Annotated in this window: 15 protein-coding genes; 7 read left to right on the top strand and 8 right to left on the bottom strand. The window is 61.6% G+C overall.

What is annotated here, in order from left to right; all coding sequences use genetic code 11:
- The first annotated feature begins 123 nt into the window (after positions 1-123).
- From PSH66_RS15630 to PSH66_RS15645, 4 genes are all read left to right on the top strand, one after another.
- On the top strand, positions 124-1,464 hold the full coding sequence (locus tag PSH66_RS15630) for a sensor histidine kinase (RefSeq protein ID WP_370694808.1): 1,341 nt from the start codon (positions 124-126) through the stop codon (positions 1,462-1,464).
- Entirely contained in the window at positions 1,449-1,832 is a 384-nt protein-coding gene (locus PSH66_RS15635) for a response regulator (protein ID WP_305427160.1), read from the top strand. Before PSH66_RS15630 ends, PSH66_RS15635 begins: the two co-directional genes overlap by 16 nt.
- 9 nt (positions 1,833-1,841) lie before the next feature.
- A complete protein-coding gene (locus tag PSH66_RS15640; RefSeq protein WP_305427161.1) occupies positions 1,842-3,083 on the top strand; it encodes an EAL domain-containing response regulator in 1,242 nt (413 codons plus the stop codon).
- Positions 3,084-3,301: 218 nt separating this feature from the next.
- Positions 3,302-8,278, top strand: coding sequence for a glycosyltransferase family 32 protein (locus PSH66_RS15645; RefSeq protein ID WP_305427162.1), 4,977 nt, complete (start codon positions 3,302-3,304; stop codon positions 8,276-8,278).
- Positions 8,279-8,325: 47 nt separating this feature from the next.
- On the opposite strand, the gene PSH66_RS15650 is transcribed toward PSH66_RS15645, so the two are convergent.
- The 3 genes from PSH66_RS15650 to PSH66_RS15660 form a co-directional block, all read right to left on the bottom strand.
- The gene (locus PSH66_RS15650) at positions 8,326-8,460 is read right to left on the bottom strand and encodes a hypothetical protein (protein ID WP_003173997.1); all 135 of its coding nucleotides are present in this window, start codon (positions 8,458-8,460) and stop codon (positions 8,326-8,328) included.
- Between the two features lie 11 nt (positions 8,461-8,471).
- Complete coding sequence (locus tag PSH66_RS15655; protein WP_003173998.1) at positions 8,472-8,684, bottom strand: hypothetical protein; 213 nt, start codon at positions 8,682-8,684, stop codon at positions 8,472-8,474.
- A 68-nt stretch (positions 8,685-8,752) separates the two neighbouring features.
- The gene (locus tag PSH66_RS15660; RefSeq protein WP_141064696.1) at positions 8,753-9,298 is read right to left on the bottom strand and encodes a hypothetical protein; all 546 of its coding nucleotides are present in this window, start codon (positions 9,296-9,298) and stop codon (positions 8,753-8,755) included.
- Positions 9,299-9,745: 447 nt separating this feature from the next.
- Between PSH66_RS15660 and PSH66_RS15665 the strand changes: the two genes are divergently transcribed.
- Together PSH66_RS15665 and PSH66_RS15670 are read left to right on the top strand one after the other, a co-directional pair.
- On the top strand, positions 9,746-11,155 hold the full coding sequence (locus PSH66_RS15665) for a circularly permuted type 2 ATP-grasp protein (protein WP_003174000.1): 1,410 nt from the start codon (positions 9,746-9,748) through the stop codon (positions 11,153-11,155).
- 3 nt (positions 11,156-11,158) lie between these two features.
- Positions 11,159-12,109: an alpha-E domain-containing protein gene (locus PSH66_RS15670; RefSeq protein WP_305427163.1), complete on the top strand. Its 951-nt coding sequence runs from the start codon at positions 11,159-11,161 to the stop codon at positions 12,107-12,109.
- A gap of 80 nt (positions 12,110-12,189) precedes the next feature.
- Here the strand turns inward: PSH66_RS15670 and PSH66_RS15675 are convergent, their stop codons facing one another.
- Positions 12,190-14,442 (bottom strand): ATP-dependent DNA helicase, encoded by a 2,253-nt coding sequence (locus tag PSH66_RS15675; RefSeq protein WP_305427164.1) that lies wholly within the window; start codon positions 14,440-14,442, stop codon positions 12,190-12,192.
- Positions 14,439-16,088, bottom strand: coding sequence for a VRR-NUC domain-containing protein (locus PSH66_RS15680; protein ID WP_003174003.1), 1,650 nt, complete (start codon positions 16,086-16,088; stop codon positions 14,439-14,441). The genes PSH66_RS15675 and PSH66_RS15680 overlap by 4 nt, the downstream gene beginning before the upstream one ends.
- A gap of 187 nt (positions 16,089-16,275) precedes the next feature.
- Here PSH66_RS15680 and PSH66_RS15685 point away from each other — a divergent pair, with 187 nt between their 5' ends.
- Entirely contained in the window at positions 16,276-16,500 is a 225-nt protein-coding gene (locus tag PSH66_RS15685) for a YgdI/YgdR family lipoprotein (RefSeq protein WP_042944708.1), read from the top strand.
- A 158-nt stretch (positions 16,501-16,658) separates the two neighbouring features.
- Here the strand turns inward: PSH66_RS15685 and PSH66_RS15690 are convergent, their stop codons facing one another.
- From PSH66_RS15690 to PSH66_RS15700, 3 genes are read right to left on the bottom strand one after another with little or no spacing between them, the layout of a single operon-like run.
- On the bottom strand, positions 16,659-18,083 hold the full coding sequence (locus PSH66_RS15690; RefSeq protein WP_305427165.1) for a lipase: 1,425 nt from the start codon (positions 18,081-18,083) through the stop codon (positions 16,659-16,661).
- A gap of 55 nt (positions 18,084-18,138) precedes the next feature.
- Positions 18,139-21,249, bottom strand: coding sequence for an autotransporter serine protease (locus PSH66_RS15695; RefSeq protein WP_305427166.1), 3,111 nt, complete (start codon positions 21,247-21,249; stop codon positions 18,139-18,141).
- Positions 21,250-21,298: 49 nt separating this feature from the next.
- Positions 21,299-24,256, bottom strand: a complete 2,958-nt coding sequence (locus PSH66_RS15700; RefSeq protein WP_305427167.1) for an autotransporter serine protease — start codon at positions 24,254-24,256, stop codon at positions 21,299-21,301.
- Positions 24,257-24,267: the final 11 nt, after the last annotated feature.

Genomic DNA, 24,267 nt, shown 5'->3' on the forward strand with positions numbered 1-24,267 from the left:
CTGCTATTGTCACAGCACTCATCTCCTCCTCATCGCCTTCCGCGATTTTCTGTGAGCATGCTCTGCGCCATCGCCGATTGCCGATGGCGGGCCTCACAATCATGGAATGCTCAAGCGATGGACATGACGCCCTCCTCCCTGCCGCAATCGCGGGCCGAAAAGCTCGTTGAGTTCAAGCGCCAGAGAACCCTGCTCAAGGCCGGTGCGCTGCAAGATGCGATTTTCAACAGCGCGTATTTCTCCAGCATCGCCACCGACGAAAAAGGCGTGATCCAGATCTTCAACGTCGGTGCCGAACGCATGCTCGGCTATGCCGCCGCCGATGTGGTCAACCGCATCACCCCCGCCGACATTTCCGACCCCGCCGAGCTGATCATCCGCGCCGCCGCCCTGAGCCTGGAGCTGGACACCCCCATCACTCCCGGCTTTGAAGCCTTGGTATTCAAGGCCTCACGTGGGATTGAGGACATTTACGAGCTGACCTATATCCGCCAGGATGGCAGTCGCCTGTCGGCCATGGTCTCGGTGACGGCGTTGCGCAACCGCAGCGATATGATCATCGGGTATCTGTTGATTGGCACCGACAACACCGCGCGAAAACAGGAAGAGGCCCAGCGCAAACGCTTTGAACGCGCGCTGGAGGAAAAGAACCTGGAGCTGGAACACGCCAGCCGCATGAAGTCTGAATTTCTCGCCACCATGTCCCATGAACTGCGCACACCGTTGAACGCGGTGATTGGTTTTTCCGAGGCGTTAAAGGATGGACTGGTGGGCGCCATGAGCGATACCCAGCGTGAATACATCGGCGACATCTTCACCAGCGGGCAGCATTTGCTGTCGCTGATCAACGACATTCTCGACCTGTCCAAGGTCGAGGCCGGGATGATGGACCTGGAGCTGGAACCGGTGGAACTCGCGGGTCTGTTGGCCAACAGCCTGCTGATCGTGCGGGAAAAGGCCGCCCAGCAGCGTATCCAGTTGAAACTGGACAGCCAGGGCGACCTGGGCACCCTGATGCTCGACCAGCGCAAGACCAAACAGATCGTCTACAACCTGCTGGCCAACGCGGTGAAGTTCAGCGCACACGCAGGCTTTGTACACCTGGCGGTGTGCGAGGTAGATCGCGACCAGGTCGGCCTGGTACCAGGTGACTGGCCCGTGTATGGCTTCGCCCTGCAGCCCAGCGTGCACCAGCGCTTTCTTGAGTTGAGCGTGAGCGACACCGGCATCGGCATTGCCGCCGACGACATGGGCAAGCTGTTCAAGGCGTTCAGCCAGATCGATAGCAGCCTGGCGCGCAAATTCGAAGGCACCGGCCTGGGCCTGGCGATGGTCAAGCAACTCACCGACCTGCATGGCGGCAGCGTGGCCGTGGCCAGTCGCGAGGGCCTGGGTGCACGTTTTGTGGTGTGGCTGCCGCTGCACCGCGCCAAGCCTACGGAGGCGGTATGGCCACAATCCTGATCGTCGAGGACAACGAAGCCAATATGCGCCTGGCGCGCCTGCTGCTGGTCACTGCCGGGCATAGCGTGCTGTGGGCCGCCGATGCCGAAACCGGACTGGCCATGGCACGCGAGCAGAAACCGGCGTTGATCCTCATGGACATCCAGCTGCCGGGCATGGACGGCCTGGCGGCGACGCGCCTGCTCAAGCAGGACCCGCACACCGCGCACATTCCGGTGATTGCCCTCACCGCCATGGCGATGAAGGAAGACCGCGAAAAAACCCGCCTGGCCGGTTGTGACGCGTATGTGATCAAACCCCTGCGCTACAAAGAACTGTACCAAGTGATCGACACCCTGCTGAACCCAACCTTCACACCCCCCGTATGAGTCTTCTCCATGGCCAGCTCACCCGCAACGCTGTTGATCGTTGACGACGAACCCCAGGTTCGCAAGCTGTTGGAAACCCTGCTGCAACACGAGGGTTACCAGACACGCAGTGCAAGTAGCGGGGAAGAAGCCTTGACACTGGTGGCACAGCAGCCGCCCGACCTGATCCTGCTGGACGTCATGATGCCGGGCATGGACGGCTTTGAGGTGGCCAACCGGCTCAAGAGTAACCCGGCGACGTCAAATATCCCGATCATCATGCTTTCGGCCCTCAACGAACCCGGCGCGCGGGTCAGCGGCCTGCACACCGGTGCCGAAGAGTTCATCAACAAGCCGGTGGAGCACATCGAACTGTGGCTGCGGGTGCGCAATTTGCTGCGGCTGAAGAGCCATGGCGACCAGTTGAAAAAACACAGCGCAATGCTGGAGCAGCAACTGCAACGCCAGCGCGATGACACCACCCGTATGAACGTGCACGACCTGGCTCGACAGGATCTGGAAACCGCCTTGCGCGCGGCCGTTGAGCGCGATGAGTTCACGCTGCATTACCAGCCCAAGGTCGAGGTGGCCAGCGGACGCATCTGCGCTCTGGAAGCCTTGCTGCGCTGGGATCGACCGGGGTACGGTGCGGTTTCGCCCGCGGTGTTCGTGCCGGTGTTGGAAAGCCTGGGCCTGATCGTGCCCGTGGGGCGCTGGGTGATCGAGGCGGTCTGCCGACAGATCGCCAGGTGGCAGCAGTGCGACATCGGCGTGGTTGAAGTCGCGGTCAACGTCTCCGGCCATCAACTGATCGAGGGCGACCTGATTGCCGATATCGGGCTGATCCTCGACCAGACCGGCGTTCAAGCCCATTGCCTGGAGGTGGAACTGACCGAAGGTTCGCTGATGGAAAATACCCAGCACACCATCGCCAGCCTGCAACGCCTGCGCGCCAAGGGCGTGAAGATCGCCATCGACGACTTCGGCACCGGCTATTCAAGCCTGGCGTATCTGCGCCGCTTTCCCATCGACACGCTCAAGATCGATATCGCGTTTATCCGCGAAGTCACCACCAACCCCCAGGACGCGGCGATTACCCGCACGATCATCGAACTGGCCCACAGCCTGAAACTGCGCGTGGTTGCCGAAGGCGTAGAGACCCAGGACCAGATGGCATTTCTGAAAGAAGCCGGGTGCGATCAGATTCAAGGGTATCTGTTCAGCCGACCGCTGCCGGTGGACAACCTGGAGCGGCTGTTGCGCCAGCAGTGAGACATTCAGACGGTCAAGAGCAATCGCCCAAGCGGGTTGCCGGCCGACATCAGGCCGGCGCCCTGGCGGCACAAGAGACGTTTTCCTAAACTTTGCAATAAAACGCAACCACTGAACCGGATCGTCATGGAATCAATCCGGTCGTCGTCACTACATACGGTTACTGCTTCGAGGACTGATGAGCCTCAAGCGAACCTCTGACGACGGTGGTAGATATCATGAACAACGCTCTCCATGGCACGCGCGCGCTCTCCCAACCTTTACCGATGTCACCGCTGCATATCCCGCAGCCGCAGCCCAGGCAAAAGCGCGACCTCTCGGCCACAGGAGAAACGGAGGAGACGCGGAGTACCTCTCGCGCCGAAGGTGATCATGAGCTGGGCGCGATGTACCACGCCCAACTGAGTCCACCGAGCGGAGATCGCGAAACGAATCGCGAACTGTGGCCGATACCGCCACACTCCACGTTCGGCCAGTGGTGGGAACAGTTGCGCAGCGCCTTCCAGTCCGCTGATGTTGCTCAGTGGCTGCGGGATAAAGGCATCGATACTTCATCGATAACGCTCGACCCACGGTCAGGCGAAATCTCCTTCACGCTGACGCGCCGCCTTGACCCGCAACAAAAGCGCCACACCGTCGGGCAAGACGACAGCCATTGGGCGGCGATCAGCGGGCCGGTTCTTCACGCTGCGCGAGTCATCAATCCGCACGCCCCGTTCAAGCCGCCGGCAAACAGTCTGAATAACCCCGTTCCTGCCTGGCTGATCGGGCGGTTCTATCAAGAGCCGACGGCCCCGCGCAACCGTTCGGATGATCCTGGCCGGGACCGGAGCTTTAAACCCCTCGATCCACACACCTGCGCCGAGTTGGTCCGGTCGCGCAGTGAAAATGCGCTCCAGGAACATAGAGCGGCGCTGCGCGATATCCACGATCGCCATACGGCCATCGACCTGCTTCGACACCTGGCGACAACCGCAGAGGATGGCCCCGATTTCTCCGAAAAACTCCGGGATACGTTGCGGGAGATAATTACGCAGGATACCCGTGTCCCCTATGCCCCCGTCAGTAACGACAAGTGGAACGGGGGCAGCCTTGGGCAGTTCCTGCAGGATCGTGGCTGGGACATTCCCACCGATCGCGAACAACTGTTGAATCTGGCGAACGCGCTGTCCACCGTGCAACCTCAGTCCCCCACCCATGGCAACCTCGTTGGCGCGCTGGCCTGGCTTGACCCAGGCAGCCTGGAAGCGTTGAGAAAATCCATACGCGCGGGGAAATTCGCCGATATAACGCTGAGCCCCTTTCGCAAGGTGCTCGAGTATCTGCTGGACGGCAGGCCCATCTCTGCTGATGAGCAGCACAACCCACGGCGGTTGATCGCCACCCTGCTCGACTCGCCCAGAGGCCAGGCGCTGGGCAAGGCCATCCGTGACACATTCGAGGCTCGGGATGTAAAAGGCAGTGCCACCGACTGGCTGCTGGCGGCGTTGACTGTCGGGACCACACCGGACGACCGCGGCGAAACCAATGTTGAGGGCTATCAAGTGTTCGCTGCGCACAATGCCAACAAGTCCGCTTCGGCGATAATCAAGGGCATTGAGGGTTATCTGTTGGCGACCGGCAGTGCCGCGTCCCCGGAAATCGCAGCGGTACGCGCTCACCTCGCACTCGCCCTTCGCGCGCCGGAATTCCTGGTCAGGGACATCCCGGAGCAAGTGGCGGTGGGCACCCACAGCTGGGTCAGCTTTGCCACGGCGGTCGCACGCATCGAAGCGAAAGCCCCTGGGGCGACGGCGACGATGAGTTATGCGCAAGTCATGCTCCAGGCCAGCATCGCCCCCATCAGCGATGAAGAACGCCAGGTTGAATATGCCGCCCAGAACCAGGCGATCAAGAACTGGGGCACCGCCGCGGGTATGGGCTACCCAACGACCGATAAGCAGGTGGCCGACGTGCGTCAGGCGTTCGATACGCAGGTCAAAGAACTCGCCGAAGCTGCTGCAACACCCGACATTGAACTGCCGATGACCCGCACTATCGCTCTCGAACAGTTGAAAAAAGCGCTGCCGGACATGGACCCGCAACTGTTCGAAAAAAACGTCATCCGTTCGCAGCCCTCCAACCGGTTTTATCCTGGGCCTTACTCGATTCTGGATCTGTTCATAGACGGTCGCGGACTGCATCAAGCACCCGACTCGGCGGATGACTGGGGCACATGGGGTCGCGGATTTGTAAAAGGGATCACGCTTGGGCAAGTCAACATACCGCCTGACGGGAAGCCCGGGACATGGGTCTCAAGCACTGATGCAATCCCTGTCAACGAAGTACTGGCAGCGATCAAACACTTGCCGCGACCGCAAAAAATCTTTGATGAGGCCTTCACGAACTACGCCGGCGCCGTCAAGAAAACGACCGCGGCACACCTCAAATACCTTGTTTCCCGACTGCCGATGGAAGACCGCAAGAACCTGGAGTTCGGCAAAATAACCATCCGCAAGGAAATCGAATACCACCGGGATGACCGTCGAGCGGCAGAGGGCGTTCTGCTGGTTGAAACCGAGCGCAACGGCAACGTCATGACGTATGAAATCGATCGTTTGAAGGGCACGATCACCCGGCGGCCGGACGCAACGTATAAGGAGCGCCCTCCAAGAGACGGTTTGTATCCGTCCCCAGGCAAGCGCTACGACCGGGTGAAACCCGCAGGCGAGCACCCTGCCGGGATCACTCGGGAAAACACGGGCGCATCGGGCGTGCCCAATAGCTTCAGCAGTGCCAGAACCCAGTACATCGTCGATACGGTGATCGACGATATGCAACTGCCTGCGGTGAAAAAGTACGCCCAGGGCGCGACAACCTTCGATACCGAACTGCCGACGTACAAGATCGTTGAACAGATTGCGCTCAACCTGATACCGCTCAGGTCCGCCATCCAGAACTTCAAAAATGGCAAGGTGTTAGACGGCGTCGTTGACCTGGCTTTCGATATCTTTGGTTTCGCGGTCGGCCTCGGTGCTGCGGCAAAAGGCGCGAAAGGCGCATTCGCGGGCGCCTCGGTGCTTTCAAAGATTGGCCAGGTCGGCAAGGTGGTTGGCCGGGCAACGGTAGGCGCGCTTAACCCATTGAGCGGAGTGGATGACCTGGTTCGTGGCGTTGCCAGGGGTGTGCGCTCAGTCGCGGGAGCAGCCTACAGAGGGGTCAAACAACTGCGCGGATCTTATCGGAATGTCAATTTGCTGGAATTGGCCCAGCGACCCGATATCGCAGAAGGTACTTTCAAGGCGGTCAATAGCGCGCACAGCGGCAAAGCCCTGGCCCAGTACGATGAGGCCAGGGGCAAGTGGTACGCCTTTGATCTTCAGACGAAGCAGGCCTACGGCAAACCGCTGGAACACTTCGTCGCCGATACGCCCGGCGTGCGCGGCGCCGAGGGCCTGCAAGGCATCGGCAGTGCCAATCCGGCCCAGGCGGCCAGCCAGCAACACGGTCTGGCGGCAATCGGTACGTTCAAGGTCGGGCAGGAGACGGTCACGGGTAACGCCGTGATGTTTCAGGGCAATTGGCATCAATACGACACCCTGAAAAAACGGGCGTTTGGCCCGCCACTGAAAGATTTCAGCCCCACCCATGTAGCGGCCAGCGGTGAGTTAAGGCCGGTGGATGCCACGCTTCTGGGGTACGAGGCTAAATACATTGCGCCTGACCAGCTGAGTCCCAAGGGCCTGCAGGGCAATATCTATGTGGGTCGCAGTAAAAAAGAATACGTGAAAGTCGATGGGATGCTTTATGAGTCCCAGTTGAAGGAGGGTCAACGCGTCATCCTGCATCCAGCAGGCACGGGCGTTGATATCCCTGTCAGAGACCTGGGCGCCCTGGGGTGGGAACCCGCCGCTCGGACTCCGCGCTTGCTCGGCGGCGCAAGCTCAACGCCCATCCGGTGGCGGCTCGGAGACACGACCCATGTCGTGCCGATGGACGACATCAAGGTTACGGGAAACGCGTCCGCGCCCTTTACGCTCAACTATAAGGGCACGGACCAAGACGTCAGGTTCAATAGTCTGGCCGGCGCGTGGACAGACAGCAAAGTTGCCAGCGGTGCCGATGATGCCCCCCGCACCTATTTCTGGAGAACCGGCAAAGATAAGGTCGAATGGCAACGCGGGACGCTCGAAGAACTTAAAAAGGCCAAGATACTGGACGCCCATCATTACCGCTTTGTAGACATTACCCCCTCGATTGCGCTGAAAATCCCCAACGACGTAAAACCACTCCCCAAAGCATTGCATTACTTTTGGGCGGGTCGTGAAATTCCCTCGCACCTGATCGAGAACATGACCAGAAATGCCAGCCAGACGCCAGGCTACAAATCGATTATTCACGTGGATGCCGATTCGCCGGAGATCCTGCAAAAGATAAAAGACGATCTGCAAAAAAGAGCCCCTGGCCTGACGGTCATGAATCTGCAGGAGGAGGAGGTCTTCAAAACCCTGAAAAAAGGCGGAATGTATGATTATTTTCGCAACGGACCCACGAAAAACCTGGCCGCCGCTTCGGATGTAGCCCGTTACCCGATCATGAATAAACACGGCGGCATCTATCTCGACACCGATGATTTGATTGCGGCAAAAGTCGATGATGTTGCCTTACAAGCCAGTGCTGACGATGTCCTGCTTGGCGCTGCGGTCGTGCACAGTCTGACTGACTACAAACCCTTCTATAACACCAGCAACTTTGCAACTCGGCCTGGCAATCCAGTGATCGACGATATCATCGGCGAAATGCACAAACGCTTTACCACCAACAAGGCGACCTTCCCCACCACACGCCCCAACATCAGTCGAGGCGCCGACGGCAAGCTGCAATACACCCCTGAATTCAACGCCTATGAACGAAAGATATTCGATACCGTAGGGCCTAACTTATTCAATGACAGGCTTAAGCTGAAAAAGCCCGACATGTATGACTTTGGACTGGATGGTGTTGCCAAAGACTCGAAATTGGTCGATGGCCAACTTGTATCTTCGGGTCCGATCGTCAACATTAAAGACGACGTGCTCGACCATTACACAAGCCAAGGCATTGTTCCTCCAGACCTGCTGGATAATCAGATAAAACGGATGAAGGAACATTATTTCCCGCTGAGATACAAATTCAGGGTTCAAGTAGGCGCTGATCATTCCTGGGCCCAGACCTGATCGCGCCAGGTTGAAGCCGCAACCGGGGCGGCCGCCACGGTTGCGGGTTAGCCGGACGGGTGGGGATCGCCTCCCTCGGCCGCGTCCTCTGGATCGATCAGCGGCACTTGTGCCTCGTCCATCAACGAGCCTGGGTCTTCATTGCCAGGGTCGTTGGGCTCTTCATCCGGTTCTGTTGACATGACCTGTTCCTCTAACCGCCCTGGGTATCGATATCGGCATCGGTTTCAGGCTTGTGCTCGGGCTCAGGCTTGAAGTCAGGGCTGTAGTCGTTGTCCCTGGCCTTGGGATCGCTGGCGGGCCTGGGGTCTTTCGGTGCATCGGCGGCAGTGCCGGGAGTCGGCTGCGAGCCGTCGATGGCCGGGTCGTTACGGTTACTCACTTGTGGATCGTTATCTGTGCTCATGGTGCACCTCTGCCTGTGCTGGGTAAAGTTAAGGCGCTGCGACGCAGGTTGAAGTTCCATGCGATGGATCATCGGATGGGGTTATCGATCTGGATGTAGAACGCATAGATCCCCAGCAGCAACCAGAACACCATGAACAACCACGGCGCGCGCATCGAGAACAGCAGTGACTTGCGATAGCCCTTGTGGGACGACTCCACTTCCGAGAACAACGGCGACTCGTCATAGGCCATGCCCATCACCGGCTCGCTGCGCAGCAGTTCGCTTTGCTTGTAGTGCCAGTGGTCGATGATTTCGTAGGCCGCGCGGATACCCGGCCAGGCATTGAGTGAGCTGAGAATGCCCAGCAGTGCCAGGAACATCGGCACCACCAGCGTGAACAACTTGCCCCACTCCGGGTTGACGTTGCCCATGCCGGACACAAAAGCGATCACCAGGAATGACTGCGCCGTCAGGTAGGCGTCGGTGCGGTTGGCCAGGATCGAGGTTTCGTACTGGATCTCGCGGCGGTAGAAGTCCAGGCGGTCCTTGGGCGAGCCGAAAATCTTGGCATTGTGTTCGCTGTGATCGGTCAGGACCGCTTCTGGGGTATCGGGGGCGATGATTCTGGGCACAGCGATGCTCCACACAGTGGCGAAACTGTTTAGAAGAATCAGGGGTAGGTGAAGTTCAAGTTTGTTGGCGCACCAAAGCTGTGCGCGCCCTGCCTTATTGTGGGGATGAGCGACACGACCTGTAGTGAGCAGGCTTGCCCCGTGCTGGAGTGCGTAGCGCTCCCGTTTTTGGGGCAGCTGCGCGGCCCGGCGCGGGGCAAGCCTGCTCACTACAAGCCCGCTCACCACAAGGTAATCGTCAGGCCAGAGCGGTTTCGGCACAGGCATTGCTTAAACCATTCATCTGCCCGAATAAAGGAGCATTCGTTACCCCCCGACCCAGAGCCGACCCTATAAGAAAGTAAGGACCAGGTCTGTTGGCACCCATAGCCACGGGCTCATAAAAACATGCGTTTTTTTAAGCGGCAGTGCCATCCGCGTAACACTGGGCACTGACAAGGTACTGGAATGGCTCGATCTTTCTTTGATGAAATGAATGACGCACACGGCGTGTGCCGTGCGCACTATCAGGAATTCTCCCGCTGGCTGGCCAATACGCCGCCGGAACTGCTGGCTCAGCGTCGCCGTGAAGCCGATCTGCTGTTTCACCGCGCCGGGATCACCTTCACCCTCTATGGCGACGAGCAGGACACCGAGCGCCTGATCCCCTTCGACATCATTCCCCGCAGCATCCCCGCCAGTGAATGGAGCGTGATCGAACGCGGTTGTATCCAGCGGGTCAACGCGTTGAACATGTTCCTTGCCGACATCTACCACGACCAGCGCATCATCAAGGCCGGCATCATTCCGGCGGATCAGGTGCTGGGCAACGAGGGTTACCAGAAGGCCATGGTGGGCCTGGACCTGCATCGCGGCATCTACTCGCATATTTCCGGCGTCGACCTGGTGCGCGACGGCGATGGCACCTACTACGTACTCGAAGACAACCTGCGCACCCCCAGCGGCGTGAGCTACATGCTCGAAGACCGCAAGATGATGATGCGCCTGTTCCCCGAAGTGTTCGCCAAGCAGCGCATCGCGCCGGTGGACCACTACCCCAACCTGCTGCTCAAGACCCTGAAAAGCTCCAGCCGCCTGGACAACCCCAACGTGGTGGTGCTGACCCCTGGGCGTTTCAACAGTGCGTTCTTCGAACACGCGTTCCTGGCCCGGGAAATGGGCGTGGAACTGGTCGAAGGCGCCGACCTGTTCGTGCACGACCTCAAGGTGTTCATGCGCACCACCGACGGCCCCAAGGCCGTGGATGTGATCTACCGGCGCATTGACGACGCCTTCCTCGACCCGCAGGCGTTCAACCCCGACTCGATGCTCGGTGTGCCCGGCCTGGTGGCGGCTTACTGTGCGGGTAACGTGGTGCTGGCCAATGCCATCGGCACCGGCGTAGCGGATGACAAGTCGATCTACCCCTATGTGCCGGAAATGATCCGCTTCTACCTGGACGAAGAACCTATCCTGCAAAACGTACCGACCTTCCAGTGCCGCAAGCCCGATGAGCTGTCCCACGTGCTGGCCCACCTGCCGGAACTGGTCGTCAAGGAAACCCAGGGCTCCGGTGGCTACGGCATGCTGGTGGGCCCTGCCGCCAGCGCCGCCGAGATCGAAGACTTCCGCCAGCGCATCAAGGCCCGTCCCCATGCGTATATCGCCCAACCGACCCTGAGCCTGTCCACCTGCCCTACTTTTGTCGAGAACGGCATCGCCCCCCGGCATATCGACCTGCGTCCCTTCGTGCTGTCGGGCAAGGAAACGCGCCTGGTGCCGGGTGGCCTGACGCGGGTGGCCCTGCGTGAAGGCTCATTGATCGTCAACTCGTCGCAAGGCGGCGGAACCAAGGACACCTGGGTGGTGGAGGGCTGAATCATGTTGAGTAGAACCGCCGCAGATCTGTACTGGATGTCCCGCTACCTGGAACGCGCCGAGAACCTGGCGCGCATGCTGGAAGTCAGTTACTCGCTGTCGTTGATGCCCCAGGCCGGGCATACCGACGGCCTCGATGAACTGGCCATGTCGCTGCTCAGCAGCGGCACCCTGGACAGCTACCTCGAACGCCACCAGACGCTGGATGCCGAACGCATGCTGCACTTCTTCGCCCTCGACGAAGAAAACCCCGCGAGCATCTACAACTGCCTGCGCGCCGCCCGCGGCAATGCCCACGCGGTACGCGGGCGTATCACCGCCGATATGTGGGAAAACCTCAACTCCACCTGGCTGGAAATGCGCAGCATCGCCGCCGGCGGCCTGGCACGGCATGGCATCAGCCACTTCTGTGACTGGGTCAAGCAGCGTTCGCACCTGTTCCGTGGCGCGACCTCGGGCACCATCATGCGCAATGACGCCTATCGGTTCATTCGCCTGGGCACTTTTGTCGAGCGTGCCGACAACACCTTGCGCCTGCTGGATGCGCGCTACGAAATGTTCGGCGAGGAATCGGAAGAAGTCAGCGATTTGTCGGCACGCGGTTATTACCAGTGGAGCGCCCTGCTGCGGGCATTGTCATCGTTCGAGGCGTACACCGAGCTGTACCCGAATGCGCTGAATGCACGGTCGGTATCGGAGCTGCTGCTGTTGCGCAGCGACGTGCCGCGCTCGTTGCATGCCTGTATCGAGGAACTGAGCCATATCCTCGCCGACCTGCCCGGCAGTTATGGGCGCACCGCGCAACGCCTCGCAGCGGAATTTGAAGCGCGCCTGCGCTACACGGGGATCGACGAAATTCTGGAGGACGGCCTGCATGCCCGCCTGACGGACTTTATCGACACCGTGCGTGAGTTGGCGCGGTCGATTCACAGCTCTTATCTGGAGGTGGTCTAAGCACCCCACCGATAAAAACTGTGGGAGGGGCGGTGCGACGATTCGACTTGCTCCCTCCCACATTTGGGGCGCCGTCCCTCTCAACTATCGATTGACCACCACTTCGGCAACAATTGACGTACCCGCGCCTCGCCAAACCGGTCATCGATCAACAGCACCACTCCCTGGTCCTGCTGACTGCGGATCACCCTCCCCGCTGCCTGCACGACTTTCTGAATGCCGGGATACAAATAGGTATAGTCATAACCGGCGCCGAAGATCGCGCCCATGCGTGCCTTCATGTGTTCATTGACCGGGTTCAGTTGCGGCAGGCCCAAGGTGGCGATAAACGCACCGATCAAGCGTGCGCCGGGCAAGTCGATGCCCTCGCCGAACGCGCCGCCGAGCACGGCAAAGCCGATACCCTGGCTGTGTTCGGTGAACTGGTCGAGAAACGCCTGGCGCTCGGCTTCGGCCATGCCCCGCGATTGCTGCCACAGCGGGATCTGCGGGTGTCGTTCGACCAGCAACTGCGCCACGTGCTGCAGGTAATCGAAGCTGGAAAAAAACGCCAGGTAATTACCCGGTCGTTGCGCGAACTGGCGCGCAATCAGCTCGACGATCGGCGCCAGTGATGCCTGGCGGTGCACAAACCGGGTGGAGATCCGGTCGATGATACGCACCTGCAGTTGTTCGGCCTTGAACGGTGATTCCACATCGATCCAGGCTGTGTCAGCGGGCAAGCCGAGCAAATCCGCATAATAGTGGCGTGGGCTCAACGTGGCCGAAAACAGCACGCTGCTGCGGGCGGCGGTGAGCCGGGGGCGGATGAACTCGGCGGGCACCACGTTACGCAGGCACAGGGTGGAGCTGCTGCGTCTGGCATTGAGCTGACGCTTGCTGATATCGAAGATAAAGTGTTCGTTGAACAACTCGGCAACCTTCGCAAACTGCAGGGCCTCGAAGTAGAACGCTTGCAGCTCGCCGCTGAGTGATTCGGGGTGATCGTTGAAATAGTCGCCCATGGCGCTGGTGCACAGGCTCAGGGCCTGCACCAGCTTTTCGGGCCTGGCGGCGTAGGCTTGATACGGCGCGATCTGGTCCTTGTGCAACGCATTCCATTCACGGTTCAGGCGTTGCAAGGGTTTTTTCAGCGGTTCGGGCGCCGTATCGCGCAGGGTCTTGAGGCTGTACTGGTCGAGACTGGCGCTGTACATGGCGCGCGCCCGCTCCACCAGGTTGTGGGCTTCGTCCACCAGCACCGCAGCACGCCAGCCGTTGAGCTGGCCCAGGCCGAACAACAGGGCACCGAAGTCGAAATAGTAGTTGTAGTCGGCGACCACCAGATCGGCCCAGCGCGCCATTTCCTGGCTCAGGTAATACGGGCAGACGCTGTGTGCCAGGGCGACCTCGCGCAGCGTACGCTGGTCCAGCAGGCGAACTTGGGCGGCGGCCTCGCGCGCGGCCGGCAGACGGTCGTAGAAACCCTTGGCCAACGGGCAGGACTCGCCGTGACAGGCTTTATCCAGGTGCTCGCAGGCTTTATCGCGGGCGACCAGTTCCAGTACGCGCAACGGCAACTCGCCGGCGTGCAGCACCCGGGCCGCATCGAGGGCGAGTTTGCGACCTGGGGTCTTGGCCGTGAGAAAAAGGATTTTGTCGAGTTGCTGGGGGGCCAGGGCCTTGATCAGCGGGAAGATTGTGCCGATGGTCTTGCCAATGCCGGTAGGCGCCTGGGCCATCAGGCAACGGCCGGTACTGGCGGCCTTGTACACCGACTCGGCCAACGCGCGCTGGCCGGGACGAAAATCGGCATGCGGGAACGCCAGGCTTTGCGCCGCACGGTTGCGCGCGGCGCGGTGCGCCATCTCCTGCTCGGCCCAGCGTAGAAACAGCGCACACTGCGTGTTGAAGAAGGCTTGCAGCTCGTCCGCCCGGCAGCGCTGGTTGAGCAGCGTCTCCCCTTCGCCGACGATATCGAAGTACACCAGCGCCAGATCGATTTCCGCGAGCCCGAGTTTCTGGCACATCAGCCAGCCGTACACCTTGACCTGGGCCCAATGCAATTGCCGATGGTTGGCGGGTTGGGCATCGAGGTCGCCACGATAGGTTTTCACCTCTTCCAGACGATTGGCGTCCGGGTCATAGCCATCGGCCCGGCCCCGCACGTTGAGTTGCTGGTACTCGCCCTCAAGGGCCACTTCATTCTGGTAGTGCGCGCTGCGCCTCGACGCCACGGTGCGGTGCCCGACAATCCCTTCCTGGGCACTGGGCGACGGGGTAAAGCGCAGGTCCAGGTCACCGACCTTGGCCGTGAACTCACACAGCGCCCGCACGGCCACGCTGTAGCTCAAGCGGGTTGCTCCGCCCAGCGCACGTAGCAGACGGTGACCGGCATCTGGTACTGCGCGCAGAACTCCAGCCAACGCAGTTGGTTGTCTTGCAGGCGATCGCCAGGGCCCTTGACCTCGATCATGCGGTAGGTCTTTTGCGCCGGCCAGAACTGGATCAAGTCCGGCATGCCGGCGCGGTTGGCGCGAATATCCAGCAGCAGGCGCTCGAACCAGCAGCGCAGGTGCGCGGCGGGCAGACATTCCAGCGCCTGTTCCAGTAGCTCCTCGCTGAGCAGGTTCCAGAACACGAACGGTGACTGGATCCCCCATTTCTCCGTGTAGCGCCGGCGGATGCTGGTTTTATAACGGTCATCGCACAGTTGCTCGAAACACGCGGCGAACAGCGGCGCGCGGCGATGCTGGAAGTCTTCGCTGTGCAGGTCCGCCGGACCGCGCTGGAACGGGTGGAAAAACGAGCCCGGCAACGGTGCGAAGATCACGTCCCAGCACAGCAGGCCGAACAGCGAATTGATCAGCCCGTTCTCGACGTAATGCACCGGCGCATCGGGTTCGCTCAGGTGGGCCTGCACGCAATACTCCACCGACATCAACGGCTCGGGTAGCGCCAGCTCCAGGTCCAGGCGCGTGACTTCGCGAGGCTTGCTCCTGGGGACGGCAGGCCCGCCCAATTTGCGTTGCAGGCGCGGTATTACACGCAACAGGTGTTGGTGTTCCGCCGCACTTTCCGGTGCCTGTTGCGCGGCGCTCGCCAGGGCCATGGCCTGGACGTAGTCGGCTTGGCGCTCCAGCACGCGGATCAGTCGCGAGCGCGCGCCGGGGTAGGCACAGGTGCGGTAGATCTGCTGCGCCAGAGCCAGTTCGGCGCTGCGCTCGCAAGACTGGCCGATCTGGAACAACAGCTTGGCGCGGCGTTTCTCCAGCCAGGGGTTGTCAGTGCCCAGGGTTGCAATGTCGGCGAGCACCTCTTCCAACGCCGTACCGCTTTCAAAGGCGCGCTGGCACTGCTGCAGGAACAGATAGCCGTGCACATCGTCACGGCTGCGCAGGCCACGGGACTCGGCGCAGAACTGGACTTTTTCATAGGTGTAGATGCCAAGGTCGGCCAGCACGAACTCGGACCAGTCCTGGTGCAGGTTGCCAAAAAACATCAAGCGCAGGCGCTCGCACAACTCCATCACGGTGAGGCTGTACAGCGTATCGGCAAGCCCGGGGCACCAGTGGGCAAAGCGGCGGCGGTCGGTGAACTGCAGCGACAACCCTTCCAGCCAATCGACTTTCCTGGCTCTTGGCTGGTCAATCCAAGGCGCGAAGGCGCTCAGGATTTCGGCTTTTTGCAGCAGTGCGAACAGTTCTGCGACGTCCAGTAGCGGTTGGTCATCGACCCAGCCCAGTGCCAGCAGCGGCGCGGCGGCGGCATGGGTACAACCGATCTCGACATAGTTGAGCTTACCCGCGCGAAAATGCACGCCCTTGCGCATCACCATGCGCACCAACAGCGCCTGGGATGCCTGCGGCAACCTGTCAAATTGCTGAATGAAATGCTGTTCATCAGGATCGAGCAGATCGGCATAGCGCTCCCCCAGCCAATGCAGGACCTGGCGGAAGTTATGCAGGTAATAGAGCGGATCTTCGAGGGGGTTGGCCATGGTGCGCGCTGATCAAATACTGGTTATGCATACAGAGTGCCGTTGCCAATGCCGTGTTGCAATCGGTAATAGATAAATGGCGTACGCAACTTTTTGTATAAAAGTGATCAGATAGTGGAGTCGATGGCGTAACATTTATACCCCGCCGCCTTTGGCGCGGGACTTTCCAGGGTTAACGGTAAGGGTTATGAACATGAAGAATTTGGGTCTGCCGCTGGTTGCACTCACTTTTCTGGTATTGGCCGGTTGCGCCACGCAAACCGTGGTAACGCTGCAAAATGGCACACAGTATTTGACCAAGGACACACCGAACGCCAAAACCGTCGACGGTTTTTACGAGTTCACCGATATCGCCGGCAAGCGTATCCGCGTCAAGGCTGATGACGTGGCCACCGTGCGCAAGGAAAACTGATTTCTTTCAATCAACACCGATCAAATGTGGGAGGGGCGGTGCGACGATTCGACTTTGTGGCGAGGGAGCTTGCTCCCGCTGGGGTGCGAAGCGCCCCTTTAAAGCCGGAGACTGCTGCGCAGTCAACGGGAGCAAGCTCCCTCGCCACAGCAGCCCGTTTAACTGATCACAATCCCCTCCCCCGACAAACCATTCACCCCCACCAATGTCACCGAATCCTCGCCAAAGCTGATTACCGTATCGCCGCCCACCACCCTGGCGTGGTCACGATAATCGGCACTGCCCGCGATGTCGGTGAACACCAGCTTATCCGTCGGTTGATAGCCGATGACCCGGTCCTGGCCAAACTGCCCGCTGAATAAAAAAGTGTTATGCCCACTGCTGTCACGCAGCGTGTCGTTGCCCTTGCCGCCCTCGATAAAGTCGGCGCCTTTACCGCCCTGGATCAGGTCATTGCCGTCGCTGCCAATGATGAAGGTATCGCCCTTGTGCGGTTCGGCGTTGCGGTTGAGGTCCTGCACCCAAGTGGTGGCGCGGGCCGGGTCGGAGAGGTTGGCGACGATAATCGTCGAGTCGCGATTCATTTGCTCATAGAACCCGGAATCGAGGATGCGCGTCATGCCGTCGCCATACCCGGTGGGCAAGTGCGAGACCCAGGTTGGCAGGTTGACGATGGAAAACGGCAGCACGTTCCACAGCGTTGAGGCGTAGTGGTCGTTGAAGCTGACGATGTTGTCGGTGGTCGACGCGTGGGGCTGGTCATGCACGCCCAGCGACGACCCGTTGACGGACGAGCCATTCAGCGCACGGAAGACCGGGTCGTTTTCGTAGCCGACATTGAGCACCTTGTCACCGCTGCTCTGGGTCGGCGAGGCATAGGCCACGTACTTGGCGTCCTGGTAGAACCCCGCCCATTTACCCGCGCTCAGGTCGGCCATGCTGTTGACCGCCAGGCCGCCCAGGCTGTGGCCACTGACCACCACGTCGTGGCCGCTCAGGCCCTGGGCGCCGGCGTAGTCGGCAACGTGCTTGAGCAAGCCGCCAAAGGCCTCGCCGGCGTAGTTTTTTGCATAATCCTTGGGGCCGAACGCGGCGAGCAGATCACTGACCAGGTCGCCAATGGAGTCGCTGATCAGGCTTTCCCTGGGGCCGGATGTGCCGCGAAAGCCAATGCCGATTTCGAGCAATTTACCCGCGTCATCGTACTTGCCCAGCACCTCGACCTGGGCCGTGGTGTAACCGGCCTTTTCGCCAAAGAAGGTGCCCCTGGCGTCGACATTGCCCGAGTAGCCCAGGGTGCTGGCGCTGATGGGCGTCCAACCGGCCTTTTGCACGGCCTCCAACGCGGCTTTTTCCGAGTCGGGGTTCCAGCGCACACCGGGAATCACGCCTTGGGAATCGCTGCCGCCCAGTAACGCACCGACCAGTGTGGCGGGCAAGCCAAGGCCCAAACCGTTGTGCTGGTAGCCCACGGCAAAGCCGTTATCCAGATTGTGGTAGCTATACAACGTAATCGCCATGGCATCGGCGAACAGCGCTTTGGAACCCTCGACCCCGAGGTTTTTATAGTCAAAGACAGCCATGCTGCATCCTCTTTTCTTATTGTTGGATACCGCCCCTTGCGGGGCGTTGGAACCTTCAGAACGCCCAGTCGAGGCTCAAGCCCACGCCGTGGACCTTCTCCTTGCCGGACAGCAAGCCGTTGTAGTCGAAATTAACCCGTGCCTCCTTGCTCAGCGCCAGGCTGGCGCGTGCGCCGACCAACGCGGCATCGCGCGTCATTGGCGTACTCTCGACCGCAAACGAGGGGCCGCCCGACGCGAACGCCAGGTGCTGCTGCGACGCGGTGCTGCTCAGGTTGTGTTGCCAGCCCAGGGTGCCCGACAGTTGCAGTTGCTGGTGGTCATTGACGTTGAAGGTCTTCAGGCCACGCACGCCCAAGGTGCTCAGCACCAGGTCGCGGCGGTCATCGCGGCTTTTCAAGGCAGCGGCATCGCCCTTTTCGGTCACACCGTCGGTGTCCAGATGCACGTAGGCCAGGTTGGCGAACGGCTCCAGGGCCAGGGGCTGCAGGTTCACGCGGTACGCCGCTTCGCCGAATACTTGGGTGCTGCGTGCGTCCACCTTGGCTTTTTGTTTGCCGCTGACGTCACCGTATTGCAGGTCACGTTTGACGTCCGCGCGGTGCCAGCTGTAGGTGGCGCCACCGCTCAAGCGCCAGGCGCCGATTTCGTGTCCGGCGTAGGCGCCGAAGTGGTAGCTGTCGACGGCTGCCCGGGAATGCGTGCCGCTGCCCATATTCAGCGAGGTATCGCTGTAGCCCGCGACCAGGCCCAGGCGGGTGTCGTCGTCCAGCGCACCGTCGACCCCGGCCAGCAGGCCGCCAATCGAGGTGGTGTAGGCTGCCGTATCGCTGCGCCCATCGGATTTGCCCCAGGCACCCAGCGCCTTGACCCAGACGTTGCCGCGCGTGTCGACGGTCTGGCTGCTGGCACCCATTTCGCCGTTTTGCAGGCGTTCGCCCACCGCTTCGCGCAGGTAGCGGCTGTCGTTGACCAGCGCACTTTGCAGCGCCGGGTAGATTTCCCCGGTCAGTTGCTGGAACGCACCCTGCGCCGTGGCGACATTCGGTGCCAGCAGCAGGCTTTCATACACCGCATTGCCCGCGCCCAGTTGCTCGGCGGCGGCGGCCACGGCGCGTTGGTTGTCGGTGGCACCCGCGCTGGCGAAGCTGTTGGCCGTACGCGCCACAGCCAGTTGCACGCCGTTGGCCGCATAGTTCAGGTCACCACCGATAAACAGGTAGTTGGGCAATACCGCACCAAAACCACCGTTGATGCCGCCCGCGGCTTGCAGAATGGTGTACTGGCGGCCGATCAGGCTTTGGGCCTGTGCCGTGCTCAATAACGTCGGGCTGTTTTCCAGCGCGAGGGTTACGGTGTTGCCGTTGAGCGTCGCGGTTCCCCCGGCGACGATGCGGTCGCTGCTGGTGGGCGACAGTTCTACCGCATAGGTGGAGCCTGCTTCGAACGTTACGTCCCCTGCCACGTTGAGCGTGCCGATCGAATTACCCGGCGCCACCGTGCCGCCGCGTTGTGCCAGCAGCGAACCGATGCGCCCCGAGCCACCCAGCACGCCGCTCTGGCTGACGGTGACGTCGGAGGTGATCGAGCCATTGACCGCCAGCAGGCCCTGGTTGACCAGGGTCGGGCCGCTGTAGGTGTTGCTGCCGGTCAGTACCAACGCGCCGACGCCCAGCTTGGTCAGGCCGCCATGCCCCGAGATGTCGTTGCTCCACACATCCAGGCCACAGTGCACGTCGTTGCACAGGCGTTGGGTCGGCTTGCCGGCATCCACCACCGCGCCGATGCCCGGCAGGTCGGCGACGAACTGCCCACTGCCATACGCGCCATCGATGCGGAACTCGGCGGGAATATCCTCAGCGGTGATAAACATCCCAGGGCCGTTGACGGCCTTGCCCAGGTTGATCATGCCCCAGCCATACAGCGAGTCGATGCCCGGCGCGCCCAGGTCGGTGGCGGTGGTTTTGAGCAAGGTGGAAATCTGCTCGCCGCTCATATAGGGAAAGCGCTCCATCAACACCGCCGCACTGCCGGCCACATGCGGCGCGGCCATGGAGGTGCCGTTGAAGTTGGCCCAGTCGGTGGTGAGGTTCTCAAGGCTGGTGCCGTTGATCACCGAGCTATAGATTCTGGTTCCCGGCGCCGCCACACAAAAACTCGCGGCATACCCGCAGCGTGAGGAAAACGTGCTGATCACGTAAGGATTGGCGCTGGCGGTGTCCGGGTTCTGCTGCAATGCCGCGACCGACAGCCAGTTGGGGGCGATCTGCGGTACAAAATACGCCAGCCCCGAGATGGCATCGGGATTGTTGCGGTTGTAGTCGTTACCGGCGGCGAAGATGGTCAGCACGCCACTGCGGGCGGCGTCGATCGCGCCTTGATAAGCGCCGCCTGCCAGCGTACCGAGGATCGGCCGGATGTTATCGAACTGCGCCTGCGCTTCATTGACGGTGAAGTTTGGAAAGGCCGGGTCGCGACCGCCCTTGGCGTACTGGTCACCAATGCCGATGCCCCAGCTGTTGTTGATGATCCGCGCGCCGCTGGCGACCAAGCCATCCCAGCCGGCCTTGTACACCGCCCCGTCGTTGCCGAGGATGATCCCGTCCTCGGGCCCCGGATCGCCGTTCTCGGCGCTGACGATCTGCGCGTTGAAGGCCACGCCGTGCATCGGCCCGCCATCGCGGTTGCCGGCGGCAATACCACCGACGTGGGTACCGTGGTTACCCAGCTTGCCGTTGGAACCCAGCGACGGCGTACCGTCATAACGAAACGCATCACCGGCTTTGACCGGAATATAGGGGTCGGTGTACTGGCGAATGCCCTCGGTGACAACCGTCACCACTTTGCCAGGGCTGGCGAATTCCGGGTGCTGGGCGTACACCGGCTGGTCGAAGATCCCCAGTTTGACGCCCTTGCCGGTATAGCCGGCGGCGTACGCGGTGTCCGCCCGCACGGCGCCCAGGCCCCAGTCGGCCTTGAACTCGGCGCTGCGCCAACTGGCCGCATCGCCCAGCTTGCCGGTTTCCACGTAGGGTGCGGCCTGGGCGGTACCCAGGCTTGCCAGGCAACACAACAACGCACCGTATGGCGCGCTGCGGTTGGCCTTGAGCGGGTAGCCCAAGGCGGTGTGGATGGCGGTAGTTAACCCTGACTTGCATTTATTCACGGTGACCTTCCTTAGTTTTCTTATTGCCGGTGTGTAAACACTTCCCACGCTAGAACTGCCAGTTCAGGCTCAAGCCCACGCCTTGGGTTTTCGCGCGCCCGCCCAACTGCCCGTTGTAATCAAGGTTGACCCGCGTCGCCGGGCTCAGCGCCAGGCTCGCCTGCACGCCCACCAGCGCTGCATCCCGCAGCAACGGCGCGCTGCGCACCGCGAATGACGGGCCGCCGGCGACAAACGCCAGGTGCTCTTCGGACTCGACGGCGCTCAGGCTGTGTTGCCAGCCCAGCGAACCGGACAGTTCCAGTTGCTGGTGATCGTTGAGCGCCAGGGTCTTCAGCGCGCGCAGGCCGAGGGTGCCGAGCACGGCATCGCGTTGGTCACTGCCGCGTTGCAGGGCGGCGGCATCGCCCTTTTCGTGGAATGCATCAGTGTCCAGGTGCACGTAGGCCAAGTTGGCGAACGGCTCCAGCGTCAGGGGTTGCAGCGCGAGGCGGTAAGCGGCTTCGGTAAACAGCTGGGCACTGCGCGCGTCCAGCTTGGCCTTTTGCTTGCCGCTGACCTCGCCGTATTGCAGGTCGCGCTTAACGTCGGCGCGGTGCCAGCTATAAGTGGCGCCGCCGCTCAGACGCCAGGCGCCGATTTCGCGCCCGGCATAGGTGCCGAAGTGGTAGCTGTCGACGGCGGCCCGGGAATGGGAGCTGCTGCCCATGTTCAGCGAACTGTCGCTGTAGCCTGCGACTACGCCGACGCGGGTCTGCTCATCCAACGCACCGTCCACGCCCAGCAGCAGGCCGCCGAGGGCGGCGGTGGAACCGGCGGTTTCGCTGCGGCTGTCGGTCTTGCCCCAGGCGCCGAGTGCCTTGAGCCACAGGTTGCTCTGCGCCGTCGCCGCTTCGTCATGCAGCCGCTCACCCAGCGCATCGCGCAGTTGGCGGCTGTCGTTGATCAGTTGGGCACCCAGTGCCGGGTAGATCTCTCCGGACAGTTGCTGCAAGCCTTGCCGCGCAGTGCCCAGGGAGTCGGAGCGCAGCAGGCTTTCATACACCGGGTTGCCCGCGCCGAGTTGTTCGGCGGCATCGGCCACCGCACGCTGATTGCGGTTGGCCGCGACGCTGGCGAAACTCGCCTCATTGCGCACCACGTCCAGTTGCACGGCATTACCTGCGTAATCGAGGCGGCCGCCCAGGAACAGGTAATCGGGCAGTACCTGGCCAAATTGCCCCTGGATGCCGCCCGTCGCCTGGAGAATGCTGTACTGGCGACCGATCAGACTGTGCGCCTGCGCCGCGCTGAGCAACGTCGGGCTGTTTTCCAGGGCCAGGGTGACGTTGCCGCCGCCGAGGATGGCCTGGCCGCCGGCGACAATCCGGTCGCTGCCAGTGGGCGTGAGTTCCACGGCGTAGGTCGAGCCCGCGCCGAGGTTCACATCCCCCGCCACCTGCAAGGTGCCCACGGAATTGCCCGGTGCGACGCGCCCGCCACTGTTGACCGACAACGCAGCAATCCGCCCGGAACCGCCTAAGGTGCCGCTGTCGTTCACGGTTACCGCCGAGGTCAGCGAACCGTTGACGGCCAGCAACCCGCCGTTGACGGTGGTGGCGCCGCGATAGGTGCTGTCGCCGCTGAGTACCAGGGTGCCCGCGCCGGACTTGACCAGGCTGCCGACATAGACCCGATTCGCTGCAGCGCGGTCACGGGCCGTCCCCACGGCATAGTCCGTCTGGTCCTGCTGGCTGGCGCTAGCGCTCACGCCGTTTTGCCAGCCTTTGTCGATCAGCGTTTGCTGCCAGGCGGCGTGCTCGGCCGTATCCTCGGCCTGGCGTTGGATCAGGGCCTGGTCAGAAATGCCGTTGCTCCACAGATCGCCGCTCCCGGCAGCCAGATTCACGTTCATCGCGCCGAGCAATTGCCCCGGCCCGTGCATCGCCCGACCCAGGTCGGGCACGCCCCAGCCCACGCTTGCGTTGGGGGCCAGGGTGGTCGAGCCGTCGAGCTGGGTGGCGGTGGTCAGCAGCACCTGCAAGGCCTGCTCGTTGGTCATATAGGGGTAGCGTTCCATGACCAGCGCCAAGGCCCCCGTGGCATGGGGCGCCGACATCGAGGTGCCGGATTTCACTCCATAACCGCCATTGGGAACGGTGCTGTTGATCAACGCACCTGGGGTGGAAATGCACCAGTACTTGGCGATACCGCACTTGTTATATTTCTGGTTATTGGCTTTATCCAGCCCCGACACCGCCAGCCAGTGTCCTTCCAGCTCCGGCTGGAAATACGGCAGCGCCGAACGTACGCTGGCATTCGCATAGCCACTGTTGCCAGCGCTGAACACATTGATCACACCGGCCTTGGCCACTTGCGCCGCTGCGTCCAGCCAGGTGCCACGGTTGTAGTGCTGGGCATAGGCGGCATGCAGGTCGCCGAGGGTCTGGTAGCTGACATCCTTGGGCTGGCTGCCCCAGCTGTTGTTGATGGCGCGCACGCCGGAATCCACCAGGGCGCCGTACACCGCCTGGAAATACTTGGGGTCCGGGGTGGGACCGAACAGGAAGCTGTCGTTGGCGTTGGTGTTGCCCACGTAGACCTGCGCGTTATAAGCCACGCCGTGCATGCCGACGCCATCACGCGCGGCGCCCAGGGTGCCGGTGACGTGGGTGCCGTGGGAGTCGTTATTCGAGTTGAGTGCGCCCGTGGTACTGAACGGGCTGCCGTCCAGGTAAGTGCCGCTGGCGGTGACCGGGTGGAAGCGGTCCCTGGACGCCTCGGGGTGGCTGGCATCGAAGCCCGAGTCCAGCGCACCGATGTTGACCCCACTGCCGCTGATCCCGGCGGCGTAGGCCTGGTTGGCCTGCATGCGGTCCAGGCCCCAGTCGCTCAGGTACTCGGTGGAGCGCCAACTGGCGGGGTTACCGAGTTGACCGGTCTCGGTGTATTGCGCCTGTGCCGTCACGGACAAGAGCAACAAGGAACCTGCGGTAAACGGCTTGAAACGCGACACATCAGTGCTCATCAGAACCTCCG

The sequence above is a fragment of the Pseudomonas sp. FP597 genome (assembly GCF_030687435.1).
Classification (GTDB): domain Bacteria; phylum Pseudomonadota; class Gammaproteobacteria; order Pseudomonadales; family Pseudomonadaceae; genus Aquipseudomonas; species Aquipseudomonas lactucae.

Bases quoted from the DNA above. Each gene is read 5' to 3' on its own strand.
- PSH66_RS15630 (WP_370694808.1), top strand. From the start codon at position 124: ATGACGCCCTCCTCCCTGCCGCAATCGCGGGCCGAAAAGCTCGTTGAG.
- PSH66_RS15635 (WP_305427160.1), top strand. From the start codon at position 1,449: ATGGCCACAATCCTGATCGTCGAGGACAACGAAGCCAATATGCGCCTG.
- PSH66_RS15640 (WP_305427161.1), top strand. From the start codon at position 1,842: ATGGCCAGCTCACCCGCAACGCTGTTGATCGTTGACGACGAACCCCAG.
- PSH66_RS15645 (WP_305427162.1), top strand. From the start codon at position 3,302: ATGAACAACGCTCTCCATGGCACGCGCGCGCTCTCCCAACCTTTACCG.
- PSH66_RS15650 (WP_003173997.1), bottom strand. From the start codon at position 8,460: ATGTCAACAGAACCGGATGAAGAGCCCAACGACCCTGGCAATGAAGAC.
- PSH66_RS15655 (WP_003173998.1), bottom strand. From the start codon at position 8,684: ATGAGCACAGATAACGATCCACAAGTGAGTAACCGTAACGACCCGGCC.
- PSH66_RS15665 (WP_003174000.1), top strand. From the start codon at position 9,746: ATGGCTCGATCTTTCTTTGATGAAATGAATGACGCACACGGCGTGTGC.
- PSH66_RS15670 (WP_305427163.1), top strand. From the start codon at position 11,159: ATGTTGAGTAGAACCGCCGCAGATCTGTACTGGATGTCCCGCTACCTG.
- PSH66_RS15680 (WP_003174003.1), bottom strand. From the start codon at position 16,088: ATGGCCAACCCCCTCGAAGATCCGCTCTATTACCTGCATAACTTCCGC.
- PSH66_RS15685 (WP_042944708.1), top strand. From the start codon at position 16,276: ATGAACATGAAGAATTTGGGTCTGCCGCTGGTTGCACTCACTTTTCTG.
- PSH66_RS15690 (WP_305427165.1), bottom strand. From the start codon at position 18,083: ATGGCTGTCTTTGACTATAAAAACCTCGGGGTCGAGGGTTCCAAAGCG.
- PSH66_RS15700 (WP_305427167.1), bottom strand. From the start codon at position 24,256: ATGAGCACTGATGTGTCGCGTTTCAAGCCGTTTACCGCAGGTTCCTTG.